The organism is Pseudomonas sp. LAIL14HWK12:I7 (assembly GCF_000483465.1).
GTDB lineage: Bacteria > Pseudomonadota > Gammaproteobacteria > Pseudomonadales > Pseudomonadaceae > Aquipseudomonas > Aquipseudomonas kermanshahensis.
Map to the genome: position 1 here is coordinate 66670 of NZ_AXYZ01000009.1, position 26230 is coordinate 92899.

26 protein-coding genes are annotated in these 26230 nt (G+C 63.4%); 13 read left to right on the plus strand and 13 right to left on the minus strand.

Annotated elements, in window-relative coordinates:
- Position 1: 1 nt before the first annotated feature.
- From D886_RS0111375 to D886_RS0111400, 6 genes are all read right to left on the minus strand, one after another.
- Complete coding sequence (locus D886_RS0111375; protein ID WP_027594047.1) at positions 2-1066, minus strand: imelysin family protein; 1065 nt, start codon at positions 1064-1066, stop codon at positions 2-4.
- A gap of 19 nt (positions 1067-1085) precedes the next feature.
- The gene (locus tag D886_RS0111380) at positions 1086-2513 is read right to left on the minus strand and encodes a di-heme oxidoredictase family protein (RefSeq protein ID WP_027594048.1); all 1428 of its coding nucleotides are present in this window, start codon (positions 2511-2513) and stop codon (positions 1086-1088) included.
- Positions 2514-2773: 260 nt separating this feature from the next.
- Positions 2774-4108, minus strand: a complete 1335-nt coding sequence (locus D886_RS0111385) for an imelysin family protein (protein ID WP_027594049.1) — start codon at positions 4106-4108, stop codon at positions 2774-2776.
- Between the two features lie 147 nt (positions 4109-4255).
- Positions 4256-6307, minus strand: coding sequence for a bifunctional diguanylate cyclase/phosphodiesterase (locus tag D886_RS0111390; protein WP_027594050.1), 2052 nt, complete (start codon positions 6305-6307; stop codon positions 4256-4258).
- Between the two features lie 265 nt (positions 6308-6572).
- A complete protein-coding gene (locus D886_RS0111395) occupies positions 6573-7169 on the minus strand; it encodes a superoxide dismutase (RefSeq protein ID WP_027594051.1) in 597 nt (198 codons plus the stop codon).
- A gap of 424 nt (positions 7170-7593) precedes the next feature.
- Positions 7594-8193, minus strand: coding sequence for a LysE/ArgO family amino acid transporter (locus D886_RS0111400; protein ID WP_027594052.1), 600 nt, complete (start codon positions 8191-8193; stop codon positions 7594-7596).
- Between the two features lie 97 nt (positions 8194-8290).
- Between D886_RS0111400 and D886_RS0111405 the strand changes: the two genes are divergently transcribed.
- The 3 genes from D886_RS0111405 (at position 8291) to D886_RS0111415 (ending at position 11144) form a co-directional block, all read left to right on the plus strand.
- The gene (locus D886_RS0111405; protein WP_172960427.1) at positions 8291-9187 is read left to right on the plus strand and encodes a LysR family transcriptional regulator ArgP; all 897 of its coding nucleotides are present in this window, start codon (positions 8291-8293) and stop codon (positions 9185-9187) included.
- A gap of 49 nt (positions 9188-9236) precedes the next feature.
- Positions 9237-10232: an NAD(P)-dependent oxidoreductase gene (locus tag D886_RS0111410; protein WP_027594054.1), complete on the plus strand. Its 996-nt coding sequence runs from the start codon at positions 9237-9239 to the stop codon at positions 10230-10232.
- Positions 10233-10319: 87 nt separating this feature from the next.
- Entirely contained in the window at positions 10320-11144 is an 825-nt protein-coding gene (locus D886_RS0111415; protein ID WP_027594055.1) for an ATPase, read from the plus strand.
- Positions 11145-11258: 114 nt separating this feature from the next.
- Here the strand turns inward: D886_RS0111415 and D886_RS0111420 are convergent, their stop codons facing one another.
- Both D886_RS0111420 and D886_RS0111425 read right to left on the minus strand, forming a co-directional pair.
- Positions 11259-12308, minus strand: a complete 1050-nt coding sequence (locus D886_RS0111420) for an alkene reductase (protein WP_027594056.1) — start codon at positions 12306-12308, stop codon at positions 11259-11261.
- A 12-nt stretch (positions 12309-12320) separates the two neighbouring features.
- Positions 12321-12623: a helix-turn-helix transcriptional regulator gene (locus tag D886_RS0111425; RefSeq protein ID WP_027594057.1), complete on the minus strand. Its 303-nt coding sequence runs from the start codon at positions 12621-12623 to the stop codon at positions 12321-12323.
- 151 nt (positions 12624-12774) lie between these two features.
- Here D886_RS0111425 and D886_RS0111430 point away from each other — a divergent pair, with 151 nt between their 5' ends.
- On the plus strand, positions 12775-13359 hold the full coding sequence (locus tag D886_RS0111430) for an ACP phosphodiesterase (RefSeq protein ID WP_027594058.1): 585 nt from the start codon (positions 12775-12777) through the stop codon (positions 13357-13359).
- Positions 13360-13491: 132 nt separating this feature from the next.
- On the opposite strand, the gene D886_RS0111435 is transcribed toward D886_RS0111430, so the two are convergent.
- Both D886_RS0111435 and olsB read right to left on the minus strand, forming a co-directional pair.
- The gene (locus D886_RS0111435) at positions 13492-14280 is read right to left on the minus strand and encodes a lysophospholipid acyltransferase family protein (protein ID WP_027594059.1); all 789 of its coding nucleotides are present in this window, start codon (positions 14278-14280) and stop codon (positions 13492-13494) included.
- Positions 14280-15035, minus strand: a complete 756-nt coding sequence (gene olsB, locus D886_RS0111440; RefSeq protein WP_027594060.1) for an L-ornithine N(alpha)-acyltransferase — start codon at positions 15033-15035, stop codon at positions 14280-14282. The genes D886_RS0111435 and olsB overlap by 1 nt, the downstream gene beginning before the upstream one ends.
- Before the next feature lie 149 nt (positions 15036-15184).
- Between olsB and D886_RS0111445 the strand changes: the two genes are divergently transcribed.
- The 6 genes from D886_RS0111445 to D886_RS0111470 all read left to right on the plus strand — a co-directional run bounded on the left by D886_RS0111445 (position 15185) and on the right by D886_RS0111470 (position 19915).
- On the plus strand, positions 15185-16072 hold the full coding sequence (locus D886_RS0111445) for an acyl-CoA dehydrogenase (protein ID WP_027594061.1): 888 nt from the start codon (positions 15185-15187) through the stop codon (positions 16070-16072).
- A gap of 71 nt (positions 16073-16143) precedes the next feature.
- Positions 16144-17196, plus strand: a complete 1053-nt coding sequence (locus tag D886_RS0111450; protein ID WP_027594062.1) for a serine hydrolase — start codon at positions 16144-16146, stop codon at positions 17194-17196.
- Positions 17193-17501: a hypothetical protein gene (locus D886_RS0111455; protein ID WP_027594063.1), complete on the plus strand. Its 309-nt coding sequence runs from the start codon at positions 17193-17195 to the stop codon at positions 17499-17501. The genes D886_RS0111450 and D886_RS0111455 overlap by 4 nt, the downstream gene beginning before the upstream one ends.
- Positions 17502-17544: 43 nt before the next feature.
- Complete coding sequence (locus D886_RS0111460; protein WP_027594064.1) at positions 17545-18126, plus strand: YceI family protein; 582 nt, start codon at positions 17545-17547, stop codon at positions 18124-18126.
- A 1-nt stretch (position 18127) separates the two neighbouring features.
- Entirely contained in the window at positions 18128-19285 is a 1158-nt protein-coding gene (locus D886_RS0111465) for a phosphatidylserine/phosphatidylglycerophosphate/cardiolipin synthase family protein (RefSeq protein ID WP_027594065.1), read from the plus strand.
- Between the two features lie 48 nt (positions 19286-19333).
- Positions 19334-19915, plus strand: a complete 582-nt coding sequence (locus D886_RS0111470) for a DJ-1/PfpI family protein (RefSeq protein WP_177323891.1) — start codon at positions 19334-19336, stop codon at positions 19913-19915.
- Between the two features lie 124 nt (positions 19916-20039).
- Here D886_RS0111470 and D886_RS0111475 read toward each other — a convergent pair whose 3' ends face one another.
- Positions 20040-20438: a nuclear transport factor 2 family protein gene (locus tag D886_RS0111475; protein WP_027594067.1), complete on the minus strand. Its 399-nt coding sequence runs from the start codon at positions 20436-20438 to the stop codon at positions 20040-20042.
- Positions 20439-20553: 115 nt separating this feature from the next.
- On the opposite strand from D886_RS0111475, the gene D886_RS0111480 reads away from it, so the two are divergent.
- Both D886_RS0111480 and D886_RS0111485 read left to right on the plus strand, forming a co-directional pair.
- Positions 20554-21144 carry a GNAT family N-acetyltransferase gene (locus D886_RS0111480; protein ID WP_027594068.1) on the plus strand — a complete coding sequence of 197 codons (591 nt, stop codon included), beginning with the start codon at positions 20554-20556 and terminating at the stop codon, positions 21142-21144.
- Positions 21141-22013, plus strand: a complete 873-nt coding sequence (locus D886_RS0111485) for a carbon-nitrogen hydrolase family protein (protein ID WP_027594069.1) — start codon at positions 21141-21143, stop codon at positions 22011-22013. Before D886_RS0111480 ends, D886_RS0111485 begins: the two co-directional genes overlap by 4 nt.
- Before the next feature lie 50 nt (positions 22014-22063).
- Here the strand turns inward: D886_RS0111485 and D886_RS0111490 are convergent, their stop codons facing one another.
- Complete coding sequence (locus D886_RS0111490; RefSeq protein ID WP_027594070.1) at positions 22064-23587, minus strand: fumarate hydratase; 1524 nt, start codon at positions 23585-23587, stop codon at positions 22064-22066.
- 249 nt (positions 23588-23836) lie between these two features.
- Here D886_RS0111490 and D886_RS0111495 point away from each other — a divergent pair, with 249 nt between their 5' ends.
- On the plus strand, positions 23837-24757 hold the full coding sequence (locus tag D886_RS0111495) for an iron-sulfur-binding ferredoxin reductase (RefSeq protein WP_027594071.1): 921 nt from the start codon (positions 23837-23839) through the stop codon (positions 24755-24757).
- A gap of 73 nt (positions 24758-24830) precedes the next feature.
- Here D886_RS0111495 and D886_RS27445 read toward each other — a convergent pair whose 3' ends face one another.
- Positions 24831-26069: a delta-60 repeat domain-containing protein gene (locus tag D886_RS27445; protein ID WP_027594072.1), complete on the minus strand. Its 1239-nt coding sequence runs from the start codon at positions 26067-26069 to the stop codon at positions 24831-24833.
- Positions 26070-26230: the final 161 nt, after the last annotated feature.

Here is a 26230-nt window from a genome sequence, read left to right on the forward strand (position 1 = left end):
ATCAGTCACCGTCGTTGGCATTGAAGCCCAGCTGGATGTTCAACGCCTTGGCCAGCTCGCCTTCGTGCAGGCGGTGGACAACGTTGAGGCTGTCGTAGATCTGGTTGAGGGTCTGCTTGCCAGCGTCGTCGGCCAGCAGCTCGCCGAGGGTTTTCTGATTGTCGGCCAGCTGTTTGAGCGCAGTCGCGTAGGCGTCGTCGATCTTGTCTGCCAAGGCTTTCTGGTCGCTGCCCAACAGGCCACGCAGGCCTTTGTTGTCGACCCCGACCCAGACCGCCTGGGCGGCCTTGAGGCTGGCCTCCAGGCTTTTGAGCGAAGCGTGGCTGCGCCAGGCTTCGGCCTGCAGCGGCTGGGCAATGCCCTTGCTCTGGCGGCCCATGGGGGCGCCAAGCTTCTTCTTCAGGGTGTCCAGGGCGGTGACCTGGGCGCGCAGCAGGTCGGCGATGGCCTCGTGGGAATCGGCGTAGCGCTGGTTGGGGAACTTGGTCATCTGCGAGAGCATGCCGTCGGTGCTGTTCCAGCCCTTGAGGATCTCTTCGGCCAAGGCCTTCTGGTGCTCGGCGATGGCCACCAGCAGTGGGCAGTAGCGGGCTTTCTGCTCTGCCGTGGCAACGTCTGGCTTGCTGTCGAAGAGGATGTACTCGTAAGCCGACAGGCCGCGCACCACGACGCTGGCCTTGCCCAGGGTAGCGGCGTCGACGGGTTTGTCACCGTTGACCAACTGCTCGACCTGGCGGCCGACCAGGTTCTTCTTGTCGGGCCAGAACTGCACTTGCCAGGCGCGGTTGCCTTCGGCCAACGGGCCGACCAGCAACGGTTGCAGCTCGGCCCAGGCTTTTTGCGCAGTGAGGAAGTCGGCGCGGGCGGTGTCCAGGTTCGCCTTGCCTTCGCAATAGGCCAGGGCGCTGACGGCCAGCTGGCGGTCGGCTTCGACCCAACGGCTGTAGGTCGGCAGGATCACCTGCTTGGCGATGGCGGCGGAGGTCACGGCTTGCGGGTCCTGCGGCGAGCAGGCACCGAGGGCGAGTGCGGCGAGGCTGGTGAACAACAGTTTGGGTCGGAACATGCCCGGCTCCTTGCGCGTTTTAAAGTGAGTTCAGGAAAGCCAGCAGCGCAGCACGCTGCTCGGCATTGAAGGTGAGGACGAAATTACGTGCCGCTTCGGCTTCGCCACCGTGCCAGAGCACGGCTTCGAGCAAGTTGCGAGCGCGGCCGTCGTGCAGGAACTGGCTGTGGCCACTGACCGTTTCACTCAGGCCGATGCCCCACAGCGGCGGGGTGCGCCAGTCCTGGCCATTGGCCGCGAATTCGGTGCGTTCATCGGCCAGGCCCGGCCCCATGTCATGCAACAGCAGGTCGCTGTAGGGGCGGATCACCTGGCCAGCCAGCTCAGGTTCGGCCGCGTTTGTGGCGGTGGTGAACTGCGGGGTGTGACAGCCCTGGCAACCGGCCTGGAAGAACAGGTTCTTGCCTGCCAGCACCTGCGGCGCACCCACGTCACGACGGGCAGGCACGCCCAGGTTGCGGGTATAGAAGGTGACCAGGCGCAGGATGTTGTCGCTGACTTCCTTTTCGCCCCCCATGCCATCGCCATTGGGCGCGGCCAGGCAGTCGACTTGCGCTGCGGTGCAGTCGTCCTTGGGCTGCAGGGTGGAGGTCAGGCCCATGTCGCCGGCAAACGCATGGACGTTCTGCTGGTTGACGTTGGGTTGCCCGGCTTTCCAGCCGAAGCGGCCCACCACGGTCTTGCCCTGGGCGTCATCCCAGACCCGGTTGGCTCGGCCGCGGATGCCGTCGCGGTTGCGGTCGTCCGGGTCTTCGTTGGCGAGGATGTCGGCTTCAGGGATGGCTTCGAGCAGGCCGAGGCCGATCATCGGCGGCGCAACGCGGGCCGAGAAACGGGTGTCAGGGTGCATTGCTCCGTAGCCCAGCTGGGTGATCTGCAAGCTGGGGCGACGCAGTTCGACCTGGTGGCCGTCCTTGAACGTGACGGCCTGGTTGGCGTAGGTCACGCGGACCTTGCCCTCCGGCGCCACGCCGGGGATTGCCATGTCCTGCAACTGGGTGCCGTACACGGGCTCGGGGACCACGCCCAGGCGCTCGACCACCTTGGCCAGGTAAGGCTGGTCGGGGATCGACAGGCGCACCAGCATCGACACCGCGTTGCTGTCATCGAGCTCGGGTGGGTGACCGCGGCCATCGCGCACGTGGCAGTTCTGGCAGGCATTGGTGTTGAACAGCGGGCCGAGGCCATCACGCGCGGTGGTGGTGGACGGGGCGATCACCCAGGGGTTGCGGAAAAAACTGTTGCCGACGGCGAAGTCCAGGCGCCGCTCGGGCGAAAGGTTGGCCGAGGGCAGGGAATAGGCATTGCGATCGCTGCGCTGCACCGTCGCCTTGCCACCCGACAGCGCTTCGCCGGGCTCTGCCTGGGTGAAACGCGGGGCGTCGTCACAGGCGGCGAGGGCAAAGGCCAGCAGCAGGGGAGAGAGTCTGAACAGCGACGAGGACATCAAGGATCCTGGGCGTGAGCGAAAAACCGGCGTGCAAGCTTAGCAAAGTGGGGATGTTTGAATAAGAGCAATTTGCAATTGCTGGATGAAATCAGTGTCAGCTACATCTGTTGCCTGTGCCGGCCTCTTCGCGGGTAAACCCGCTCCCACACAGATCTCAGGAATTACGCCGTCCTAGTGGGAGCGGGTTTACCCGCGAAAGGGCCAGAAGCAAAAAAGGCGACCCGAAGGTCGCCTTTATCAGAACCGCTACAGCCGAATCAGAACTCGTGATCCGCAGTGTCCGGGTTCAGGTTGGCAATGCCCAGCTTGCCTGCAGCCTGTTCGATCGCGCCGGTCTGCTTGACCAGCGAGGCGATGGCGTCACGCACGACTTGGTTGCCAGCGGCGTTGTCGGCAGCGATCAGTTGGTCGTAGTGCTCGCCTTTCAGGGCGTGGTCGACGATCACCTGGATCTTCGCTTCGGTGGCTTCCAGGTCGGCCTTCAGGGTGGCGTCGGTAGCCGGGTCAACCTTGGCCACCAGCGACGACAGGCTCGGGCCGGTCAGTTTGGTGCCATCCGGGCGGGTGTACTCGCCCAGGTAGACGTTGCGGATACCCTTGGCGTCGTAGAAGTGCGAGTAGTGGGTGTTGTCGCTGAAGCAGTCTTGCTCGTCTTCAGGCGAGTTGGCTTCCAGCGAGACCTTCATGCGCTCGCCCGCCAGTTCGCCCAGCGACAGGCTGCCCATGCCGAACAGCATCTTGCGCAGGCCGTCGTTGACCGGCTCGGCTTCCAGGGTGGCGCGGTAGTTGTCGGCAACGTTCGGTGCCCAGTTGCCGACCATCTCTTCGAGGTCCTTGACCAGCAGGTCGGTGGCCGCCTTCAGGTAGGCACGACGGCGGTCGTTGTGGCCGCCAGTGGCACCGTTGCCTTCCAGGTAGTCGGAAGCAGGGCGGTTGCCGGCACCTGGGCCGGTGCCGTTCAGGTCCTGGCCCCAGAGCAGGAATTCGATGGCGTGGTAGCCGGTGGCGACGTTGGCTTCGGAACCGCCCAGCTCGTTCAGGCTGGCCAGCTTCTCTGGGGTGATGTCCTTGACGTCGACCTTCTCTTCGCCGACCTGGATCTCGGTGTTGGCGATGATGTTGGCGCTGGCCGCCGGGTTGCCCAGGGCGTGCTCGTAGCTCTTGTCGACGTAGTCGATCAGGCCTTCGTCCAGGGGCCAGGCGTTAACTTGGCCTTCCCAGTCGTCGATGATGGTGTTGCCAAAGCGGAAGGCTTCGCTCTGCAGGTAAGGTACGCGCGAGGCGGCCCAGGCGTCCTTGGCGGCTTTCAGGGTTTCGTCGTTGGGCTTGGCCAGGAACGCGTCGACAGCCGTCTGCAGGGCCTTGGCGGTGCTCAGCGAGTCGCTGTACACGGCGAAGACCATGTCGGCGTAATGCTTGACCACGGCCTTGCCGGCCGCTTCATCGACAGCCCCAGGCGCGGCGGCGGTGGTGCTGGCGGCAGCAGGCGCTTGAGCTTGCGGAGCAGCGGCCTTGTCATCCTTTTCGCCACATCCGGCGAGCGCGATGGCGATGGCCAGCAGACTGGCGGAGGCCAGAGGCATTCGAATCATTGTTGGTTTCCCTGCGTCGTGTGGTTGGACCGTGCGCCATGGCACGCGAAACCGCAACATCATGCGAAAGATTTGCATTTGCTGTAAAGAGGCGAGCGCGCAATTCATGTAAATGCCCGTCACGGCCTGTAACCGGGGCCGCCAGGGCTACAGCATGGACACCTGATTGCGCTGTGCCTGCTTGAGGTAACTGGTCAGCTCGCGGGCCGACAGTGGCTTGCTGTAGTGGTAGCCCTGACCCTCGTGGCAACCCTGGGCGATGATGTAGGTCTCCTGCTCGGCGGTTTCCACGCCTTCAGCGATAACCTGCATGCCCAGGCTTTTGCCCAGCTGGATGATGGCGCGCACGATGGTGGCGTCGTCATCGTCGTCGAGCAGGTCCTGGACGAAGCTCTTGTCGATCTTGATCTTGTCCAGCGGCAACGACTTCAGGTAGCTGAGCGAAGAGTAGCCGGTACCGAAGTCGTCAATGGCGATCAGTGCCCCGGAGCGGCGCAGGCTGAGCAGGTGCTGGGCGGCGGTGCTGATGTCTTCCATCAGGCCGGTCTCGGTCACTTCCAGCTCCAGGCTGCGCGGCGGCAGGCGGTAGGCCTGCAGCAGGTTGTTGACCACGCGTGGCAGTTCGCTGTGGTGCAACTGCACGGTCGACAGGTTGACCGCCATGCGCAGGTCGCTGAAGCCCAGGTCGTGCCATTCGCGCAGCTGCCGGCAGGCCTGGTCGAGTACCCATTCGCCGATGGTGATGATGTTGCCGTTCTGCTCGGCCAGCGGGATGAACTGGTCGGGCGGGACCATGCCCAGCTCCGGGTGTTGCCAGCGCAGCAGGGCCTCGACGCCAACCACGCGGTGGTCGCGGTAGCTGATCTGCGGCTGATACACCAGGTACAGCTGATTGCGCGGCAGGGCTTCGCGCAGATCTTTTTCCAGCTCGCGGCGGCGGCGCATTTCACTGTCGACGCTGGCGATGTAGAACTGATAACGATTGCGTGAGCGGGCCTTGGCCAGGGTCATGGTCTGTTCGGCTTTTTGCAGCAGCTTCTCGGTGCTGTCGCCGTCTTCTGGGAACAGGGTGATGCCGATGGTGGCACGCAGGCGGATCTGCTGATGGTCGAGGTCGAAGGGCACCTCCAGGTCATCGAGGATGCTCTGGGCCAGCTCGGCAGCCTCATACGGCTGCTCGATGTTGGCCTGAACCAGGGCGAACTGGTCGCCACCCAACCGCGCCAGCGCCCCCAGGCGGCCACTGTGGGCGCGCAGGCGGTCGGCCAGGGCCAGCAGCAACTGGTCACCGACCTGGTAGCTGAACTGCTCGTTGATGCCCTTGAAATCGTCCAGGCCTACGCACAGCACTGCGACGCGATGCTGCAGGCGGCCGCCATCGACAAGGATCTTGTCCAGCTGTTGCTGCAGTTGCTGGCGGTTGGGCAGGCCGGTGAGGAAGTCGTATTGGGCCATGCGTTGCAGGCTGTTCTCGGCCTCGTGGCGCAGGTGGGTATTGCGCTCGATGGAGGCGAGCAGCTGGTTGGCCGTGTTCACCCACAGGCCCAGTTCGTTTTTCTCGTGGCCCTTGAGCAGCGGGATCTGGTGCTGGCTGGGGCGATCGGGGTTGATCTGGGTAAGGTGCTCGATGATTTTCGACAGTGGCTTGGTCAGCAGCCAGTGGTAGACCAGGTACAACACCAGGCCCATGGCCAGGGCGCGCAGCACGCCGGAGATGAAGATGATCACAGCGTTGATCAAAAAATCTTCGCCGTACGACGAGGTGTCGAGGGTGATGCTCAGGTCGCCGTAGTATTCGCTGTAGGGGCCGCGGCCGACCAGTTGGGTGGTGTAGGTGCGTTCCTGGCCGAGGATCAGGTCGGTCAGCCAGCGCATGGACATGTCCTGCAGCGGGCGGGACTTTTCGGCCAGCATGGTTTCATTGGGGTGGCCGATGGACGCCATGCGCACCGATTCGTCCTGGAACAGGCCTTCCATCACCTGCATGCCCATCTCCCGGTCAAGGCTGTACACCGCCTGGGTAGAGGGGTCACGGAACATGTCGAGGATGCGCTGGGCATCGTTGTCGACAGCCTGGCGGGTCTTGTAGGTGTCGTAGACGATTTGCGCACAACTGAGCACGACGCCCACTGCGAGCGCCGACAGCAGCACGACCCTGAGCAACTTGACCGACAAGCTGTTCCGCAATTCCAGCTTCAATGGGGTTTCCTTAATCATGCGCATGGCATCATTTTGCCATCAATGAAACCAATACACTATCGGCCGGTGTGCCACGGACACAGCGCGAGAAGCGGGGTTGTCCTGGGCAGTATATCGGTCGCCTGGCCCTGCAACTTGAGTGCGCTGTATCAAGTTTCCAGAGGTTTGATGTTAGCGTGCAATCCGTGCTGAGCAAGAGGCTGTTACAGGCCCATAAAAAAACCCGGCACCAAGGCCGGGTTCTTCGTTCAAGGCTGGATATGCATCAGGCCTTGAAGGTCTTGCCTTCGAACTGTTCGGCAACGAAAGCCCAGTTGACCAGGTTCCAGAACGCCTCGACATACTTCGGACGCACGTTGCGGTAGTCGATGTAGTAGGCGTGTTCCCAGACGTCGCAGGTCAGCAGCGGGGTGTCGCCATTGGTCAGCGGGTTGCCGGCGCCGATGGTGCTGGCCAGGGCCAGGGAACCGTCAGCTTTCTTCACCAGCCAGCCCCAGCCGGAGCCGAAGGTGCCGACGGAAGTCTTGGTGAACTCTTCCTTGAACTTGTCGAAGGAACCGAAAGCGGCGTTGATGGCTTCGGCCAGGGCACCGGTCGGTTGACCACCGGCGTTAGGCGCCAGGCAGTTCCAGTAGAAGGTGTGGTTCCAGACTTGAGCGGCGTTGTTGAAGATACCGCCCGAAGAGGTCTTGACGATCTCTTCCAGGGTCTTGCCTTCGAATTCGGTGCCTGGGACCAGGTTGTTCAGGTTCACGACATAGGTGTTGTGGTGCTTGTCGTGGTGATACTCCAGGGTTTCCTTGGAGATGTGCGGCTGCAGGGCATCGTGGGCGTACGGCAGCGGCGGCAATTCAAAAGCCATGGTGGATCTCCTGATTCAGGTCTATTTGCGGTTTGCGCAAGGCCGATCACGGGCGGCCCGATCAACGTCGGCGAGTTTGTACTCTTTGCGACGCGAGGGCTGGATCATAGCACCGGGCCCGGCGCATAACCACGCAACAAAGATAGGGAATAGAGGTTCCAGAGCGGTTGGCCGGTGCCGACCAGTGGTGTTTGCCGCGGCGTTTGTATCGCCTGTGAGATCGAGCGCCGCCCGCGCGGCGCTTCGCAGCACAAGGCTGCTCCCACATTTGTTTCGGTCCAGTGAGGCCTGTGGCATTTGCGCGCGTTAGCCCCAGGAATAATTGGCCCGAAAAAATGTAGGAGCAGCCTTGTGCTGCGAAGCGCCGCGCGGGCGGCGCTCGATCTCCCAGGCGCTGAAACTGCTGTGCCAAGCACTTGCGCATTCAGCTAAAAATCAGCTGCGCCGCCACCGCGAACATCATCACCGCCACCATCAGGTCGAGCATCCGCCAGGTCGCTGGCCGCGCCAGCCACGGTGCCAGCCAGGCCGCACCGATCGCCAAGGTCGAGAACCACAGCAGCGAAGCACTGGCCGCCCCCGCCACATAGGCCCCGGGCACTGTCTGCTGGGCACCGAGCGAGCCGATCAGCAGCACGGTGTCGAGGTACACATGGGGGTTGAGCAGGGTCACCGCCAGCGCACTGAGCAACACCGCGCGGCGCGAGCGCATGCCCTGGCCTTGCTGGTGCTGCAGGCTCTGCTTGGAGCAGGCGCTGCGCAGCGCCTTGGCGCCGTACCAGAGCAGGAACACCGCGCCGCCCCAACGGGCGATGGCCAGCAGGGTCGGGTTGTGCGCCAGTACCGTGGCCAGGCCGAACACCCCGGCAGCGACCAGCAGGGCGTCGCAGACGATGCACAGGGCCGCCACCGGCAGGTGGTGCTCGCGGCGCAGGCTTTGCGCGAGGACGAAGGCGTTCTGCGCGCCGATGGCCATGATCAGGCCGAAGGCCACCAGCATGCCGTTCAAATAGCTTTGCCACATGGCGGTGTACTCCAGAAAATGAGCCATAAACGATGCTGGCTATTGTGGTGATTGGCGCTGTATAAGAAAAACAAATAAAGCTGATCAGGCATTAGGAATATCGATGTTCGACTACAAGCTGCTGGCCGCCCTTGCGGCGGTGATCGAGCAAGGCGGCTTCGAGCGTGCGGCGCAGGTGCTGGGGCTCTCGCAATCGGCCATTTCCCAGCGCATCAAGCTGCTCGAAGCACGGGTTGGCCAGCCGGTGCTGGTGCGGGCCACGCCACCGAGCCCCACCGAGGTCGGGCGCCAGCTGCTCAACCATGTGCAGCAGGTGCGTCTGCTAGAGCGCGACCTGCAACGCCAGGTGCCTGCGCTGGACGAGGAGGGCATGCCGGAGCGTTTGCGGATTGCCCTTAACGCCGACAGCCTGGCCACCTGGTGGGCGGGCGCGGTCGGCCGGTTCTGTGCCGAACAGAACGTGCTCACCGATCTGGTGGTGGAGGATCAGGAAGTCGGCCTTAAGCGCATGCGTGCCGGTGAAGTGGCGGCCTGCCTGTGTGGCAGCGAGCGGCCAGTGGCTGGCGCGCGCAGCCTGCCGCTGGGCGCGATGCGCTACCGTGCACTGGCCAGCCCGGTGTTCATGGCGCGGCATTTCCCCCGTGGGTTCGAGGTCAAGCGCTTGGCACGCACGCCCGCGATCGTGTACGGCCCGGACGACTTCCTGCAACACCGCTACCTGGCATCGCTGGGCATCGAGGACGGCTTCCTGCACCACTTGTGCCCTTCGTCCGAAGGGTTCCTGCGCATGACCGAGGCGGGGTTGGGCTGGGGGCTGGTGCCTGAATTGCAGGCGCGCGAGCAGCTGTCCAGCGGGCAATTGGTGGAAATATGCGCCGATACTCCCATCGATGTGCCGCTGTACTGGCATCATTGGCGCAATGGCGGGCAACTGCTCGCGCAACTGACCGATCACCTGCGGCACACGGCACGGCAATGGCTGGTGCCCTTGTAGCCACGGCCGGCGTCAGTTGCATCTGAAATCTGGCAAGGCGGAGTCTTACATGCGAATTCTGGTCACCGGCGCGAGCGGCTTCATCGGCGGGCGCTTTGCGCGCGTTGCCCTGGAGCAGGGCTTGGACGTGCGGGTCAGCGGCCGACGTGCCGAAGGTGTCGAGCACCTGGTCAAGCGCGGCGCGCAGTTCATCCCCGGCGACCTGGGCGATGCCGAGCTGGCCCGGCGCCTGTGCCAGGGCGTTGAAGCGGTGGTGCACTGCGCAGGCGCGGTGGGCAACTGGGGGCGCTACCAGGATTTTTACCAGGGCAACGTGGTGGTCACCGAAAACGTGGTCGAGGGTTGCCTGAAGGAGCATGTGCGGCGCCTGGTGCATTTGTCGTCGCCGTCGATCTACTTCAATGGCCGTTCGCGCCTGGACATCCGTGAGGACCAGGTGCCGCGCCGCTTCCACGATCACTATGCGCTGACCAAGCACCTGGCCGAGCAGAAGGTGTTCGGTGCCCAGGAGTTCGGCCTGGAGGTGCTGGCGCTGCGTCCGCGCTTCGTCACTGGGGCTGGCGATGCCAGTATTTTCCCGCGGCTGATGCAGATGCAACGCAAGGGCCGCGTGGCGATCATCGGCAACGGCCTGAACAAGGTCGACTTCACCAGCGTGCACAACCTCAACGAGGCGTTGCTCAGTGCCCTGTTCGCCGACGACCGCGCCCTGGGCCAAGCCTACAACATCAGCAATGGCCACCCGTTGCCACTGTGGGATGTAGTCAACTACGTGATGCGCCAGATGCAATTGCCGCAAGTGACCCGGTACCGCTCCTACGGCCTGGCCTACAGCCTGGCGGCGCTCAACGAAGCGGCGTGCATGCTCTGGCCGGGGCGGCCGCAGCCCACCTTGTCGCGCATGGGCATGCAGGTGATGAGCCGCGATTTCACCTTGGACATCAGCCGCGCACGGCAGTACCTGGACTACCAGCCCAAGGTCAGCCTGTGGACGGCCCTGGATGAATTCTGCGGTTGGTGGAAGCATCAGCCACTTGGCCAGTGAACCTGGCGCAGGGATGATGGTCATCAGTGCGCCGCACGAGCGGCTTATACTCATGTCTCTTTGCTACTACCGCGGTTGAATTAATCCATGCGCAACGATGCCCACGACGATTTCGATGATGTGCCAGCCCTGCGTGCCGGTACCCCTGATGATGACGAGCTGTTGCCAGCGCGCGTTTCGCGCAGCCGCCAGAAGGCCGCAAGGCCGGCCAGCACAGGCCCGCTGTGGGCGCTGCTGGTGGCCTCGTTCATTGCCTTGGCCGGCCTTGGCTGGTGGAGCTTTCAGCAGATCTCGCTGATGGAGCAGCAACTGGTGGCCACCCAGGAAAGCTTTGCGCGCATCAGCGAAGAAGCGGCGGGGCGCCTGCAGGTCATCAGCGGCAAGGTCGATGCCAGCGAGTCGACGACCAGCACCGGCAGTGAGGCGCTGAAGCTGCAGATCCGCCAACTGCAGGCCAGCCTGGCCGAGCAGGGCAAGCAGCAGCAGGGTGTAGCGGGGCAGGCCGGTGACCTGGGCAAGCGCCTGGAGCAGGTGCTGGCCGATACCCGCGAACAGCAGAAAGCCGTGACCGAACTGCAGACCCAGTTGCAGGCGCAATTGAAGGCCGTGAATGGCGAGCTGGCGGCGCTGAAGTCAGGCCAGGTCGATGGCGGCAAGCTCGATGGGCAGCTCAAGAACCTGAGCGACGAGGTGGCGGCGCTGAAAAAGCAGGGTAACCCGAGTGCGGCGATCCAGAGCCTGGAGCAGGACATGCTGGTGTTGAAGAGCCAGGTCGACAATCGCCCGGCGGCGTCGTCGGGCGGTGCCTCGGTGCAGGAGTTCGATGCCTTCCGCGGGCAGACCACCCGCAGCATCAACACGCTGCAGAGCCAGATCCAGAACCTGCAGCAGCAGATCAAAGCGCGCCCCTGAAGACCCCGCGTGCCCTGTAGGAGCAGCCTTGTGCTGCGAAGAGGCCAGTGCAGGCATAACCGTTACGTGCAAGCCTGCACCGGCCTCTTTAAGCACAAGGCCGCGCCTACCCGATCACATCCGTGGGTAGTCGATATACCCCACCGGCCCCTTGCTATAGAAGGTTTCCGGGTGTGCCTGGTTCAAGGGCGCATCCGCTGCCAGGCGCGCTGGCAGGTCCGGGTTGGCAATGAACGGCACACCGAACGCCACGGCATCCGCCTTGCCAGTGGCCAGCGCGGCATTGGCAGTGGCCTTGGTGAAGCGCTCGTTGACGATGTACGGGCCACCAAAGGCCTCTTTGATCAGCGTGCCGATGCTGTCGTCCGCTTCCTTCTCCCGCGAGCAGATGAAGGCAATGCCGCGCTTGCCCAATTCGCGTGCCACGTAGGTAAAGGTTTCGGCACGGTCAGCGTCGCCCATGTCGTGTGAATCGGCACGCGGCGCCAGGTGCACACCTACGCGGTTGGCCCCCCACACTTCAATGGCGGCGTCAGTGACTTCCAGCAGCAAGCGTGCGCGGTTTTCCAGCGAGCCACCGTAGCGGTCGGTGCGCTGGTTGGTGCTGCTTTGCAGGAACTGATCAAGCAGGTAGCCATTGGCACCGTGGATCTCCACACCATCGAAACCTGCGGCCTTGGCGTTTTCGGCGCCGCTGCGGTAGGCCTCGACGATGTCGCCGATCTCTTCGGTTTCCAGCGCACGCGGGGTCGGGTAGTCGCTGAGCGGGCGCACCAGGCTGACATGGCCCTTGGGCTGGATCGCGCTGGGGGCCACCGGCAGTTCGCCGTTCAGGTAGCTGGGGTGAGAAATGCGGCCCACATGCCACAGTTGCAGGAAGATGCGCCCGCCGGCGCCATGCACGGCCTTGGTGACATTGTTCCAGCCACGCACCTGTTCGTCGTTCCAGATGCCTGGGGTGTCTGGGTAGCCGACCCCCATCGCCGAGACCGACGTCGCCTCACTGAGGATCAGCCCGGCGCTGGCCCGTTGCACGTAGTACTCGGCCATCAGTGCGTTGGGCACCCGGCCTTCATCGGCGCGGCAGCGGGTCAGCGGGGCCATGATGATGCGGTTGGGCAGTTGCAGGTCGCCCAGCGTGATCGGGTCGAAGAGCGTAGTCATGCGGTTTCCTTTTCAGAGCGCTTGGCTCAACTGTGCGAGGAAGGCCTGAATGGTCTCCTCATTGCGTTTGAAGAAGTGCCATTGGCCGATCTTCTGGCTGCTGATCAGGCCGGCGCGCTGCAAGATGGCCAGGTGAGCAGAGACGGTCGACTGCGACAGGCCGCAGCGTTGGTCGATCTGCCCGGCACAGACACCGTGTTCGGTGCTGTGGTGCTGGTCAGGAAACTGCGTTGCCGGGTCCTTCAGCCAGTCGAGGATTTCTCGCCGGACCGGGTGGGCCAGGGCTTTTATTATGTCGTCTAGATCGAGGGGCATGGGGTGTGGCTCATGGTGAAGCGGTCGATTGCGATAGGGGGACTGTAAATCGGTATTTCGCGATATACAAATATGAAGAGGTTCTGAGCTGAGCACCAATCGCTATATCGCGTTATGACGATATAGGCGTTGGCGGTGCTAGACTGACGCCATGAACTACCTCGCACACTTGCACCTCGGCGGCCCCGCGCCGCAGCAATTGCTCGGCAGCCTGTATGGCGATTTCGTCAAGGGCTCGCTGGAAGGGCGCTTTCCTCCGGCGCTGGAAGCCGCTATCCGGCTGCACCGGCATATTGACAGCTACACCGACCGTCATCCGCTGGTGCTGGCCGCGCTGGCGCGGTTCCCTGTTCAGCGGCGGCGGTTTGCCGGCATTGTCCTGGATGTGTTTTTCGATCATTGCCTGGCGCGGCATTGGGCTGACTATGCCCAGCAGCCGTTGGCGCAGTTCACCGGTGATTTCTATCGGGTGTTGCTGGCGGAGCCTGAGTTGCCCGGGCGCCTGGCGCGCATTGCACCGTTCATGGCGGCCGATGACTGGCTGGGGGCGTATGGCGATTTTGCGACGCTGGAGCAGGTGTTCAACGGCATTGCGCGGCGGTTGTCGCGGCCGGAGGGGATGGCTGGCGTGATGCCTGAGTTGGAGCGGTTGTATGAGCCGTTGATGGCTGACTTTCGCGAGTTTTATCCGCAGTTGCAGGCGTTTGCGCTGGCCGAGCGGGTGTCTGGCAGCTGATTCTATTCGCCTGTTCCGGCCCTATCGCCGGCAAGCCAGCTCCCACAGGTTGAGCAACAGCTTCAAGGCCTGTGGAGTGCCTGTGGGAGCTGGCTTGCCGGCGATAAGGCCAGTACTGACAGCACATAAAATCTAGGCAGCCCGCGCCTGCCGCCGTGGCACTGCTTCAACTTCTTCAACCCCGAACAGCGCCATGTGAATCGCCTGCTGCGCCTGCAATGCCAGCACCGCACGCTCCTTGCCAACACTGGCAATCGGCTGCAGCAGATGAATGCACACCTCGCCACGCGGCTGGGCAAACAGCCGCATCAGGTGCGACAGCAAATCATCATCGCCAATGAACGGCGCAATCGGGTCAGCCTCGCCATCACGCAAATACTGGATAGCCACCGGCTGCACCGGCACCGCCTGGTCGATGGCACCTGCCAGCAAACGACCGTGGAACGTGCGCACGTGGCGCCCATCGGTGGTGGTGCCTTCGGGGAAGATCAACAGCGGCCGGGCGTCGCTCAGTTGCGCACTGATTTGCTCCCGCAGCCGTTGGCTGTCGCCACCGCCGCGGCGGATGAACAGCGTGCCGGCCTTCTCTGCCAGCCACCCGGCCACAGGCCAGTGGCGCACCTCGGCTTTGGACAGGAACGACAGCGGAAGCAGCATGCCGAGCAGCGGGATGTCGGCCCAGGAGACGTGGTTGCTGACCCACAGCATCGGCTGTTTGGGCAGTTCGCCTAACACCCTGACCTCAAAGGGCAAGGCTGCGACCAGGCGTTTCATGAACCAGCAGCTCCAGCGTTGCCGGCGCTCGATCGAAGCCGTCAAGCCTACGCGTTCGCCAAGGGCGATCACGCTGGCCATCAGCAGGCCGAGCAGCAGCACCAGCATCAGCCGTGTGAGGCGGGCGAGTACCCGCAGCTTCGGCATCAGACCGCCGCCTTGAAGTGGCGGGCGTAACGTGGGCAGAGGTCGTCGCGCTTGAGCAGGATGAACACGTCGGCGACCTGGAAGTCCTCATCCCAGCAGGGTTCGCCGCAAATCTTCGCACCCAGGCGCATGTAGGCCTTGAGCAGCGGTGGCATTTCGGCGATGACATTGTTTGGCAGGGCCAGCTTCGGCAGCGGGTTTTTAGGCTCGGCGCGCAGGTGCTCGTTGCACAGGTAGCGTTCGCGCAGGCGCTGCATGACCGCATGGGCCTGCACGCCACCGTCCTGCATGGGGATGCTGGCGCACCCCATCAGGTAGCTGTAGCGCCCTTCGTTGAGCACTTCGGCCAACTCGCCCCAGAGCACGGCGATGGTGCCGCCGTTGCGGTATTCGGCGGCCACGCAGGTGCGGCCCAGTTCAAGAATCGGCCCTTGCAACTGCAACAGGCCGTGCAGGCTGAACTCTTCTTCGCTGTAGAAACGGCCAAGGCTGCTGGCAGCCTGGTGGTCGAGCAGCCGGGTGGTGGCGACCAGTTCGCCGGTGCTCAGGTCGCGCACGCCGATGTGGCGGCAGTGCGGGTCATAGTCATCCATGTCCAGACCGTGTTCGGCACCCTTGAGCTTGGCCTTGAATTCTGCGCTGAACACTTTGTAGCGCAAGGCCTGGGCTTCCTGCAGGGCCGTGGCGCCGACCAGGCGTTCGGCTTGCAGACGGCGTTCAGTGCTGTTGTCGCCGGTGTGAGCGATCCGAGTCATTACGAGTCTCCATAAGCCAGCCATGAAGGGTTGCGGCCGGTCGGCTTTGTTGTGCAAAGTCAGCCTAGGTAGACGGGGTGTCACCCCTGTGAATCTTTGGTGATGCTTGCGTGACACCCGCCCTCAACCCCTGCAAGGAGCTGCGTCCGATGGCCTGGCTACAACGACTCAACGACCCGCTGCGCCAACCTGTGGCCGGCACCCTGGGCGAAACCTACGCCGCGCTGCTTGAGCGCCTTGGCCAGGTTGCCCCGTTCGAACTGGCGGTGCTCGGCGGGCGCGCGATGGCCACGCCGGGCTTGGCCTTTCTCGTCGGTTACCAGGCCGCCTTGCGCGTGCTCTGGCCCAGCGCGCCGGCCAGCCTCGGCGCCCTGTGCGCCACCGAGCGGCGCAGCGTGCGGCCGGCGGACATGCGCATGCGTATCGACGGGTTGCGCCTGACCGGCAGCAAGGATTTCGTCACCGCCGGGCTTGAGGCGGAATGGTTGCTGGTGGCGGCGCGCAGTGAAGCGGCAGGCGAGGCACCACGCTTGAACCTGGCGGTGGTGTACCCGGGCGAACCGGGGGTGACGTTGGAGGCGTTGCCGACCTTGCCGCTGATGCCCGAAGTCGGCCATGGCCGGTTGCACCTGGAGCAGGCGGCGTGCGAATTGCTGGCCGGAGATGGCTGGGATGCCTACGTCAAACCGTTTCGTTCGCTCGAAGACCTGTACGTCCTTGCCGGTATGACGGCCTGGCTGTATGGCGTCGGCCAGGAGTGTGCGTGGCCGCAGGTGTTGCGCTTGCGCCTGCTGAGCGTGTTGGCCGGGTGTGCAGAAGGCAGCCGTCAGTGTGCGGACAGTGTGGGTTGCCATTTGTTGCTGGCGGGGTTGTTTGCGCAGTTTCAGGCGCTGCGCGCTGATATTGATGAGGCGTTGCTGGCTGGGCCCAAGCAGTGGGCGCAATTGTGGCAGCGTGATCAAGGGGTGATGGCGCTGGCTGCGGCCGCGCGGGAGAAGCGCCTGGCCAAGGCCTGGGCGGCTGCAGGATTGTCATGAAACGCCGGCAGACTCGGGTGAACATTTGAATGTTGGGGTTGCAGCGCAGCCCCCTACTGTGTGAGCTCAAGATGGAAAAGGTCCTGCTGGCCCTGCTGTGGCTTGTCATGTCCTCGGCCCGCGCCGAACACTGGCCAGCCCCCGACTGGCAAACCGACCCTGCCCCCCTCGACTGGCAAGCCGTCGACGCCTACGCCTTCCCCGCTGACCGCAGCATCCACACCAATGCCCTGCTGATCATCCGCGACGGCCGCATTCTCTATGAACGCTACACCCACCCCACAAACGCCCATACCGCGCACCTCACTTGGTCCGTGAGCAAGAGCGTGCTGGCCACGGTGTTGGGTGTTGCCCAAGGCGAAGGCCGCTTCCAACTGCAGGACCCGGTCGCCCGCTTCTATCCACCCATGCAAGCCCACCCGGACGTGCGCCTGGCCGACCTGCTGCACTGGGCCAGCGGCCTGGACTGGCAGGAAGACTACGAGTACGCCCCGTTAAACTCCTCCGTGGTGGCCATGCTCTACACCCGCGGCCGTGGGGACATGGCGGCCTACACAGCGGCGCGGCCAGCGGCCCGCACACCAGGGCAGCATTTTTTGTATTCCAGCGGTGACAGCAACCTGCTGGCTGCAGCCTTACGCGGCATGCTCGATGCCGGGCAGTACCCCGACTACCCCTGGCAGGCGCTGTTCACGCCGCTGGGCATCCACAGCGCGGTGTGGGAGCGCGATGCTGCCGATACCTATGTCGGCTCTTCGTACCTGTACCTCACTGCCCGCGACCTGGCGCGCATTGGCCTGCTGATGCAGCGCGAGGGGCGCTGGGGTGATCGGCAGCTGCTGCCTGAAACCTGGGTGGCCTTCAATCGCACACCCTTTGCACAGGCCGAGCCAGTGCCGGGTGAAGCCAACCCGGGTGGCCACTGGTGGCTCAACGATGCGCAGGCCTGGCCGGATGCCCCCGCGGACACCTACGCCGCGCTGGGCCATTGGGGCCAGGCGCTGTACGTGTTGCCTAAGCAAAAACTGGTGGTTGTCCGCTATGCCGATGACCGCGACGGCACCTACCAGCATGACCAACTGCTCAAGCGTGTGTTGGCGGCGCTGGCCGGGGAGGGCGCATGAGGCGTGCACTGCGGGTGCTTGTGGCGCTGCTTGCCGTGTCGCTGGGCTGGAGCGCGTGGCAGGCGCGCCAGGCGCTGGCGGATTTCCCGGGCATTCTTTCGGCCTATTCGGCCAAGGAGTATTGCTCGTGCCGCTTCGTCATGGGGTTCGACCCGGCCTACTGCCGCGCCTACGTGAAACAGTGGCTGCCGCTGAGCCTGCTTGAAGAAAGCAGCGAGCAACGGCGCGTTACCGCTGAAGGCCTGGGCCGGCGTAACCAGGCTGCATGGCAGGGCGTGCGCGAGGGCTGCCGCTTGCTGCCATGATGGCGGGCGGGTAAGGTTGCGGTCTTGTTTCACGAGATCTGTCATGTTCAAGTTGCCCCGTCTCCTGCCCGTATTATTGCTGGCCCTATGCCTTCCCGCCCATGCCAACTGGCACCTCGATGGCGAGTCATCACGCCTGTCGTTCATTACCGGCAAAAACGGTGATACGGCGGAAGTTCATCGCTTTCTGGTGCTGCATGGCACGGTGGACCGCAAGGGTGCGGCTGGCCTGCGTATCGAAATGGATTCGGTCAGCAGTGGCATCCCGCTGCGCGACGAGCGCATGCGCGACGGCCTGTTCGAGGTCGAGCGGTTCGCCGAGGCCACGGTGAAGGCACAGCTGGACCTGCGGCCGATCAACGACCTGGCCAACGGTGCGCAGATCGAACTGCGCCTACCACTGACAGTGACGCTGCATGGCCAGTCCCACAGCTACAACGCCTTGCTGCTGGCCACACGCCTGGACGAGCGGCGCTTCCAGGTGGTGACCCTGGAGCCCTTGGTACTGCGCGCCGAGGATTTTGGCCTGGTGCCGGGGCTGGAGAGCTTGCGCAAGTTCGCTGGGCTCAAGTCCATCAACCCATCGGTACCGGTTAATGCGGTGCTGATCTTTACCGCCCGCTGACATGCCGGGGCCGGTCTTCCCCTGGCGGGATGGCAACCAGTTCGAACTGCTGATCGACGGCCCCGAGTTCTTTCCACGCATGCTCCAGGCGATCACGCGTGCCGAGTTCCAGGTCGACCTCGAACTGTATCTGGTCGAAGCGGGCGCGTGCGCCGATGCGGTGGTCGACGCGCTGGCACACGCTGCCCGGCGCGGTGTGCGGGTGCGCTGCCTGTTCGATGACTATGGTTCGCTGGCCTTCAACAGCGCCTTGCGCCAACGGCTGCTTGAGGCCGGCGTGTACCTGCGCTGGTACAACCGCCTGCGCTGGAAGCGTGGCCTGCGTAACCTCTACCGCGATCACCGCAAGCTGCTGCTGGTGGACGAGCGCTGGGCGGCGGTGGGCGGCACGGGTGTCACCGATGAATTCTGGACGCCGGGCACCGCTACCAGCGAATGGCATGAGGTGATGGTGCAAATAGAAGGCCCTGTGGTCACCGACTGGCAACTGCTGTTCGACCGCCAATGGCACGCCAACAACCGCCGCACCGCCTGGCGGCCGGCTGAAGGCTTTGGCCTGCCACGCCTGCCCAAGGTGCCGGCACAAGGGCAGGGCATGGGCCGGGTAGCCTATGCCGACGCCCGTCAGCATCAGGACATCCTGCATGCGTTGGTGCGTGCGCTGAACAGCGGCAAGCAGCGGGTATGGCTGGCCACGCCGTATTTTCTGCCGACCTGGAGCGTGCGCCGCTCGTTGCGCCGCGCAGCCAGCAAGGGCCTGGACGTGCGCCTGTTGCTGACCGGGCCGCGTACCGACCACCCGTCGGTGCGCTATGCCGGGCATCGCTATTACCCCCGTCTGTTGCGCGCCGGGGTGAAGATATTCGAGTACCAGCCGTGTTTCCTGCACCTGAAAATGGCCGTGGTGGACGACTGGGTCAGCGTCGGCTCGTGCAACTTTGACCACTGGAACCTGCGCTTCAACCTCGAGGCCAACATCGAGGCCCTCGACCCGCCGCTGACCGCTGCCGTGGTGGCCAGTTTCGAGCGTGATTTCGCCTTGAGCGAAGAAGTCGACCTCGCTCACTGGCATGCCCGGCCACTGTGGCGGCGGGTGAAACAGCGGGTGTGGGGGTGGCTGGACCGGCTGGTGGTCAACGTACTCGACCGCCGTGACTAAGAGCGACTATCGTGCAGTGACTGTTCACAGGCAATGGAAGGAGTGGATGTGATGACGGCGAAGAAGATTCTCATGCTGGTGGGCGATTACGTCGAAGATTACGAGGCGATGGTGCCGTTCCAGGCCCTGAGCATGGTGGGCCATACGGTGCACGCCGTGTGCCCCGAGAAGCTCGCGGGCCAGACCGTGCGCACTGCCATCCATGACTTTGAGGGTGAGCAGACTTACAGCGAGAAGCCGGGGCATAACTTTGCCCTGAACTACGACTTTGTGCGCGTGCGTGCCGAAAGCTATGACGCCCTGCTGATCCCCGGTGGCCGTGCCCCCGAATACCTGCGCTTGGATGACAAAGTGCTGGAGTTGGTCAGGGCGTTCAACGGGGCGAGCAAGCCGATTGCCGCAGTGTGCCACGGGGCTCAGTTGCTGGCAGCGGCTGGCGTATTGGAAGGGCGCGAGTGCAGTGCCTACCCGGCGTGTGCACCCGAGGTACGCTTGGCGGGCGGTACGTTCATTGATATCGCGGTGGACCAGGCGCACGTGGATGGCAACCTGGTGACTGCGCCGGCATGGCCTGCGCACCCGGCCTGGCTGGCGGCATTTTTGAAGGTGCTGGGGACTCGCATTTCCTGAACCGGCCCCTTCGCGGGCAAGCCCGCTCCCACAGGGTAGCTGCTGCCCTTCAGTTCAGTAGAGCACCTGTGGGAGCGGGCTTGCCCGCGAAAGGGCCAGTACAGGGAGCACAGCTCGAACAGCCTTAACCAACCTGCTCAACCCAGTCATTGAGGTTGTAGTAGTTGGTCACCCGGGCAATCTTGCCGCAGTGAATATAGAAGAACGCCCCCGCTGACAGCACATACGTCTGCCCATTGGCCGCAGGTAGCCCTTCGTCATCGGCGAGGTATTCGCCATGCACCGTGAACTCCGCCGCCGCCCGGCTGCCGTCGGCATTCTGCATCACCACGATATCGGCCAGGCGCTCGCGGTAGCAGCGGTTCATCTTGTCCATGAACGCGGCAAACCTGGCCTTGCCCATCTGCCGCTCGCCCTGGTTGATATCGTGGATCACGTCCTCGCTGAGCAGGGCGAGAAAGCCTGGCATGTCACCGGCATTGAAGGCTGCGTAGTATGCATTTACCAGTTCGGTAGCGGTCATGGAACAATACCTGTCGTGTAGGGAAAAGGCGGAGCGTGGGTTCGGATGATAGGGTTTCCCCTCAAGCCCGGCTTAGCCGAGCGCGTCATCCACATCGACAAAACGACCGCCAAGCATGGAAATACGCCTGTTGCACGGCGCCGCTATCGCGCCTTACATCGATGACCTCGCTCGCCTGCGCCTGACCGTGTTCCGCGAGTTTCCCTACCTTTACGACGGCACGCCGGAGTATGAGGCCGACTACCTGTCTACTTACGCCCGCTCCGGGCGCAGCCTGGTGGTGCTGGCGCTGGACGCCGGCAGGGTGGTGGGTGCCGCCACCGGCCTGCCGCTGGTGGACGTTGCCGCCGAGTTCCAGCAACCGTTCCTGGCCCAAGGGCGTGACCCTGCCAGCGTGTACTACTTCGGTGAATCGGTCGTGTTGCCGGAGTACCGGGGCCAAGGCCTGGGCGTGCGCTTCTTTATCGAACGCGAGTCCTATGCCCACAAGCTCGCCGAGTTCGACTATTGCGCCTTCTGTGCTGTCGAGCGCCCAGGCGTGCACCCCCGGCGGCCGGCCGATTACAAACCCTTGCAAGGGTTTTGGCGCAATCGAGGCTTTTTGCACGACCCCTCTTTGCGCACCACCTATGGCTGGCGCGACCTGGATGAGCAGGAAACATCTGAAAAGATCATGTCGTTCTGGCTCAAGGAACTGCCGATATGATCCGTCTGGCAGCCTGCCAGTACGCCATCGAACTGCACAAGACCTGGGATGCTTACGTCGACCACCTGCAGCGCTTGTGCGCCGAAGCTGTGCAAGATGGCGCCCAGTTGCTGCTGTTGCCGGAGTACGCGGGCCTGGTGCTCAGCGGGCTGCTACGCGAGGAGCAGCGGGGTGACCTGAAGGGTTCCATCGCCGGTATCCAGCCGTTGATCGAACCCTGGAAGGCCTTGTGCGAGCGCATTGCCCGGCGCTGGGGTATCTATCTGCAACCCGGCAGCCTGCCAGTGCAGGACAGCGATGGCCGCTATCGCAACCGCGCCTGGCTGTTTGGCCCCGACGGTGTGCTGGGTTATCAGGACAAACTGATCATGACCCGCTTCGAGCGCGAGCAATGGGACATCGCGCCGGGCGAGGGGCTGAAGGTATTCGAGACCAAGCTTGGCAAGCTGGGCATTCTGATCTGCTACGACAACGAGTTTCCGATGCTGGCCCGGCAGTTGGCCGAAGCGGGTGCCGACCTGATTCTGGCCCCCAGTTGCACCGACACCGAAGCCGGTTACAACCGGGTGCGTATCGGCGCCCAGGCAAGGGCGCTGGAAAACCAGATTGCCGTGCTGCAGAGCCCGACGGTAGGGCTGGCGCCGTGGTCACCAGCGCTGGATGAGAACATTGGGCGTGCGGGGTTGTTCGTACCGCCGGACCATGGGATGCCCGCGGATGGCGTGGTGGCGCTAAGTGATCAGCTCAACCCGGTCGGCAGCCAGTGGCTGATGTGTGAGGTAGACCTTGAGGCCGTACGGCGGGTGAGGCAGGCGGGGCAGGTGTTTACCCGGCGCGACTGGCCAGAGCAGTTCGGGCGGATGCTGTAAATGAAAACGCCCGGCGGATGCCGGGCGTTTTCGATCAGGCCAGAGGTGAATTACTTCACTTCAACAGCCAGGCTTTCGGCAATCTTGCTCTGCCACAGCGCAGGGCCGGTGATGTGCACCGATTCACCGTTGCTGTCCACCGCGACGGTGACTGGCATGTCTTTCACGTCGAACTCGTAGATCGCTTCCATGCCCAGCTCGGCGAAGGCCAGGACCTTCGACTTGCGGATCGCCTGGGCGACCAGGTAAGCGGCGCCGCCAACGGCCATCAGGTACACGGCCTTGTTGTCCTTGATCGCTTCGATGGCGGTCGGGCCACGCTCGGACTTGCCGATCATGCCCAGCAGGCCCGTTTGCTCGAGGATCTGGCGGGTGAACTTGTCCATGCGGGTAGCGGTGGTCGGGCCGGCTGGGCCAACCACTTCGTCACCGACCGGGTCGACTGGGCCGACGTAGTAGATGAAGCGGCCTTTGAGGTCCACTGGCAGTTCTTCGCCACGGTTGAGCATCTCGACCATGCGCTTGTGCGCAGCGTCGCGGCCGGTGAGCATCTTGCCGTTGAGCAGGATGGTCTCGCCTGGCTTCCAGCTGGCGACTTCTTCCGGGGTGATGTCGTCGAGGTTGACGCGGCGGGCGCTTGGGCCGGCTTCCCAGACGATTTCTGGGTAGGCGTCCAGCGACGGCGCTTCCAGCTCGGCTGGGCCGGAGCCATCGAGCACGAAGTGCGCGTGACGGGTGGCAGCGCAGTTCGGGATCATGCACACCGGCAGCGAGGCCGCGTGGGTCGGGTAGTCCATGATCTTGACGTCGAGCACAGTGGTCAGGCCGCCCAGGCCCTGGGCACCGATGCCCAGCTGGTTGACCTTCTCGAACAGCTCCAGGCGGATCTCTTCGATGCGGTTTTGCGGGCCGCGGGCTTTCAGTTCATGGATGTCGATGGACTCCATCAACACTTCCTTGGCCATGACCGCAGCTTTTTCGGCGGTACCGCCGATGCCGATGCCGAGCATGCCAGGTGGGCACCAGCCAGCGCCCATGGTCGGAACGGTCTTCAGCACCCAGTCGACGATCGAGTCGGACGGGTTGAGCATGGCCATCTTCGACTTGTTTTCCGAGCCGCCGCCTTTGGCTGCGACATCGACTTCGACCTTGTCGCCAGGGACGATCGAGTAGTGGATGACGGCCGGGGTGTTGTCCTTGGTGTTCTTGCGGGCACCGGCCGGGTCGGCCAGGATCGAGGCGCGCAGGACGTTCTCAGGCAGGTTGTAGGCGCGACGCACACCTTCGTTGATCATGTCGTCGACGCTCAGGGTGGCGCCGTCCCAGCGCACGTCCATACCGACGCGCACGAACACGGTGACGATACCGGTGTCCTGGCAGATCGGGCGGTGGCCGGTGGCGCACATGCGCGAGTTGATCAGGATCTGGGCGATGGAGTCGCGCGCGGCAGGCGACTCTTCACGCAGGTAGGCCTCGTGCATCGCCTGGATGAAATCGACGGGGTGGTAGTACGAGATGAATTGCAGGGCGTCGGCAACGCTCTGAATCAGGTCGTCTTGCTTGATCACGGTCATGCAGCGCGCTCCTCTTAAAGACGGGAACATTCGTAAAGGCCCTTCGACACTGCACACCTGTGTGTCGAAACGCCTGGCAAGGCGTCGGCAGGTCAGGCCGACGTAAAAAGGCGCGGCAGTATAGCGCGCCTCACCGTGCGAAACACCTGCGTGTGGTCTGGACCATGGTCGGCAGGGTGGCGGGCATCCTTTTTGCTGCCAATAGCGGCTTGCCTTAGAGTGACGATGTGTACCCGGAGAATGATGACCATGCCTGAACTCTGTGTGGGCGAGCGCCGCTGGACGGTGCCCACCGGCAGCAACCTGCTCGATGCCTTGAACGCGGCGGGCTTGAATGTGCCCTACAGTTGCCGCGCAGGCAGTTGCCACGCCTGCCTGGTGCATTGCCTGGACGGGCAACCGGCGGATGCCTTGCCCGAGGCCTTGGCGCTGGACAAGCACGCACAGGGCTGGCGCCTGGCGTGCCAGTGCCGGGTGGTGGATGACCTGCGCGTGGCGGTGTTCGACCCGCTGCTCGAAGGCATGCCCGCGACGGTGTGTGCACTGGACTGGTTTGGCGATGTGTTGCGCTTGCGCCTGCGGCCCGAGCGGGCCCTGCGCTACCAGGCCGGCCAGCATCTGGTGCTGTGGAACGGTGCGGTTGCGCGGCCATATTCGTTGGCAAGCCTGCCGGGTGAGGATGATTTTCTCGAGTTTCATATCGACTGCCGGCGGCCAGGGGCGTTTTGTGACAGCATTCGCGGCTTGCGGGTTGGTGATGAGCTGCGCCTGGGCGAGCTCAGGGGCGGGGCGTTGCACTACGACCCGGACTGGCAGGAGCGGCCGCTGTGGATGTTGGCGGCGGGTACCGGGCTTGCGCCATTGTGGGGCATCTTGCGTGAGGCTGTGCGGCAGGGGCATCGCGGCGAGATTCGGGTGCTGCATGTGGCGCGGGACAGTGCCGGGCATTACCTGGCTGAAGCGTTGCAGGGCAGGGTAGGTGTCACCGTCGAGCTGGTGCTTGCGGAGCAGATGGAGGAAGCGCTGGCGGGGTTGCGGATGGTGTCACGACAGACGGTGGCACTCGTATGCGGGGCGCCCGCGAGTGTCGAGCGTTTCGCCCGGCGCCTGTTCATTGCTGGGGTGCCGAGAGGCCAGGTGTATGCCGATGCCTTTGTTGAACACGTTTAAACCTTGAACAAAGCACCTTGGTCAATCGCGGGCAGTTCGCGATTGACCGTTTGCCATGTGCCGGTGCTGATTGTCAGGGCGCTGTGAGGCAACGCAGCAGGAAACCTTTGCGGATCCAGCCTTGCTCCTCTTCCTTTTTCTCATTGTCCTTGCCGGTCACCAATGTGCGGCCGTCTGGTTGCAGTTCGCTGCTTAAAACCCTATCCATGCTCTTACCTAGAGAAAACGACAGCCAGCCATTTTCCTGAAAACCACTGTCCGGTAGGCCGTCGGCCGAGAACCTGCCGACTAAAAGATCAGCTTGACTCCCGCTGGTGTCGCCTACAGTGATGATGGCCTTGTCTTGGAAGACGGCGACCGTTTTCCAGTAACCTCCGGTGCCCAGAGAGGTAGTGATGAAGCCCGCCAACGGTTGGCCCTGATGATCGAAAGCGGCGATCACACTTTTCTGAGGTACTTCGCCGCCGGCACAGACAATGGCGTTAGACGCGAGTTTGGCAATCGAGAAAAAGTTGGCATGAGACGTCAGCTCGGCGAAGGCAAAGCCTTCGTGACCGAATGTCGAGTCATAGTCACCGCTACTGTGCAGGCGGATGACACAGGCTAAGTCGCGATCAGCAGTCATGACCGACCCGCCCAGCAGAATGAATTCACCGTCCAGAAGCATTGCGGTCGTGTAAGTAAGGTATCCCCTGGGCGGTGTAAGCTGCTTGTAACCGGTGCCGTTGAAGCTCGTATCCAAAGCGCCGTCGGCGTTGAACCGCATGATCGTGGAGTGGCTATTGTTGAACTGAAATGTGAGGTAAACCTTGTCGTTCGCCGCGAGTGTCTGCACCTGCGGTGGTCCCTCAGCGACTTCAATAACGCGAGGTGTGGATGAGACGTGTTTTTGCTCCTGCACCATAAGGTCTGTGGGCGTTTTGATCACAATATGGCCACCGTCGCCGAATGACGTGTCTAGCAAGCCGCCGCTGCTGAATCGAGCCAGAGCGGGTTGTAGTCCATTATGCAAACCGCTCATGAGGATTTTGCCGTCTGAGAGCAGGTGAACGCTGCTGCCAGCGGCGGATGACGGGGGAGCGAATTTGCCTTCGGTCAGCCCATTGTTTTTACCAAAGTGTTGATCGAGCTTGCCTGTGTCATCCACCCTAAAAATGACGTAATTGCCGCCCACACTCGTGCCAACGCAAATTCTGCCGTTCCTGTTATCTGGGATTGAAGACGCGATTTTCTCAATCGACCGGTGTGGGCGAGCGACGCCGTAGGCGCCGTAGTCAGGGTCCAGCACGTTCTGTATGCGGGTTGTGCTCATTGCTTTTCACCTTTCGTGTTGAACAGTGTGAAGCCGTTGCGTCACTCAACGATCGCAGGCTGGGCGCCAAGACGAAACTGGCAAAAATGCTAGGTAGCGGACATGAAAAAGCCCCGTGAGTAGGGCTCACGGGGCTTCTTGACTACGGGCGTGTAAGGCAA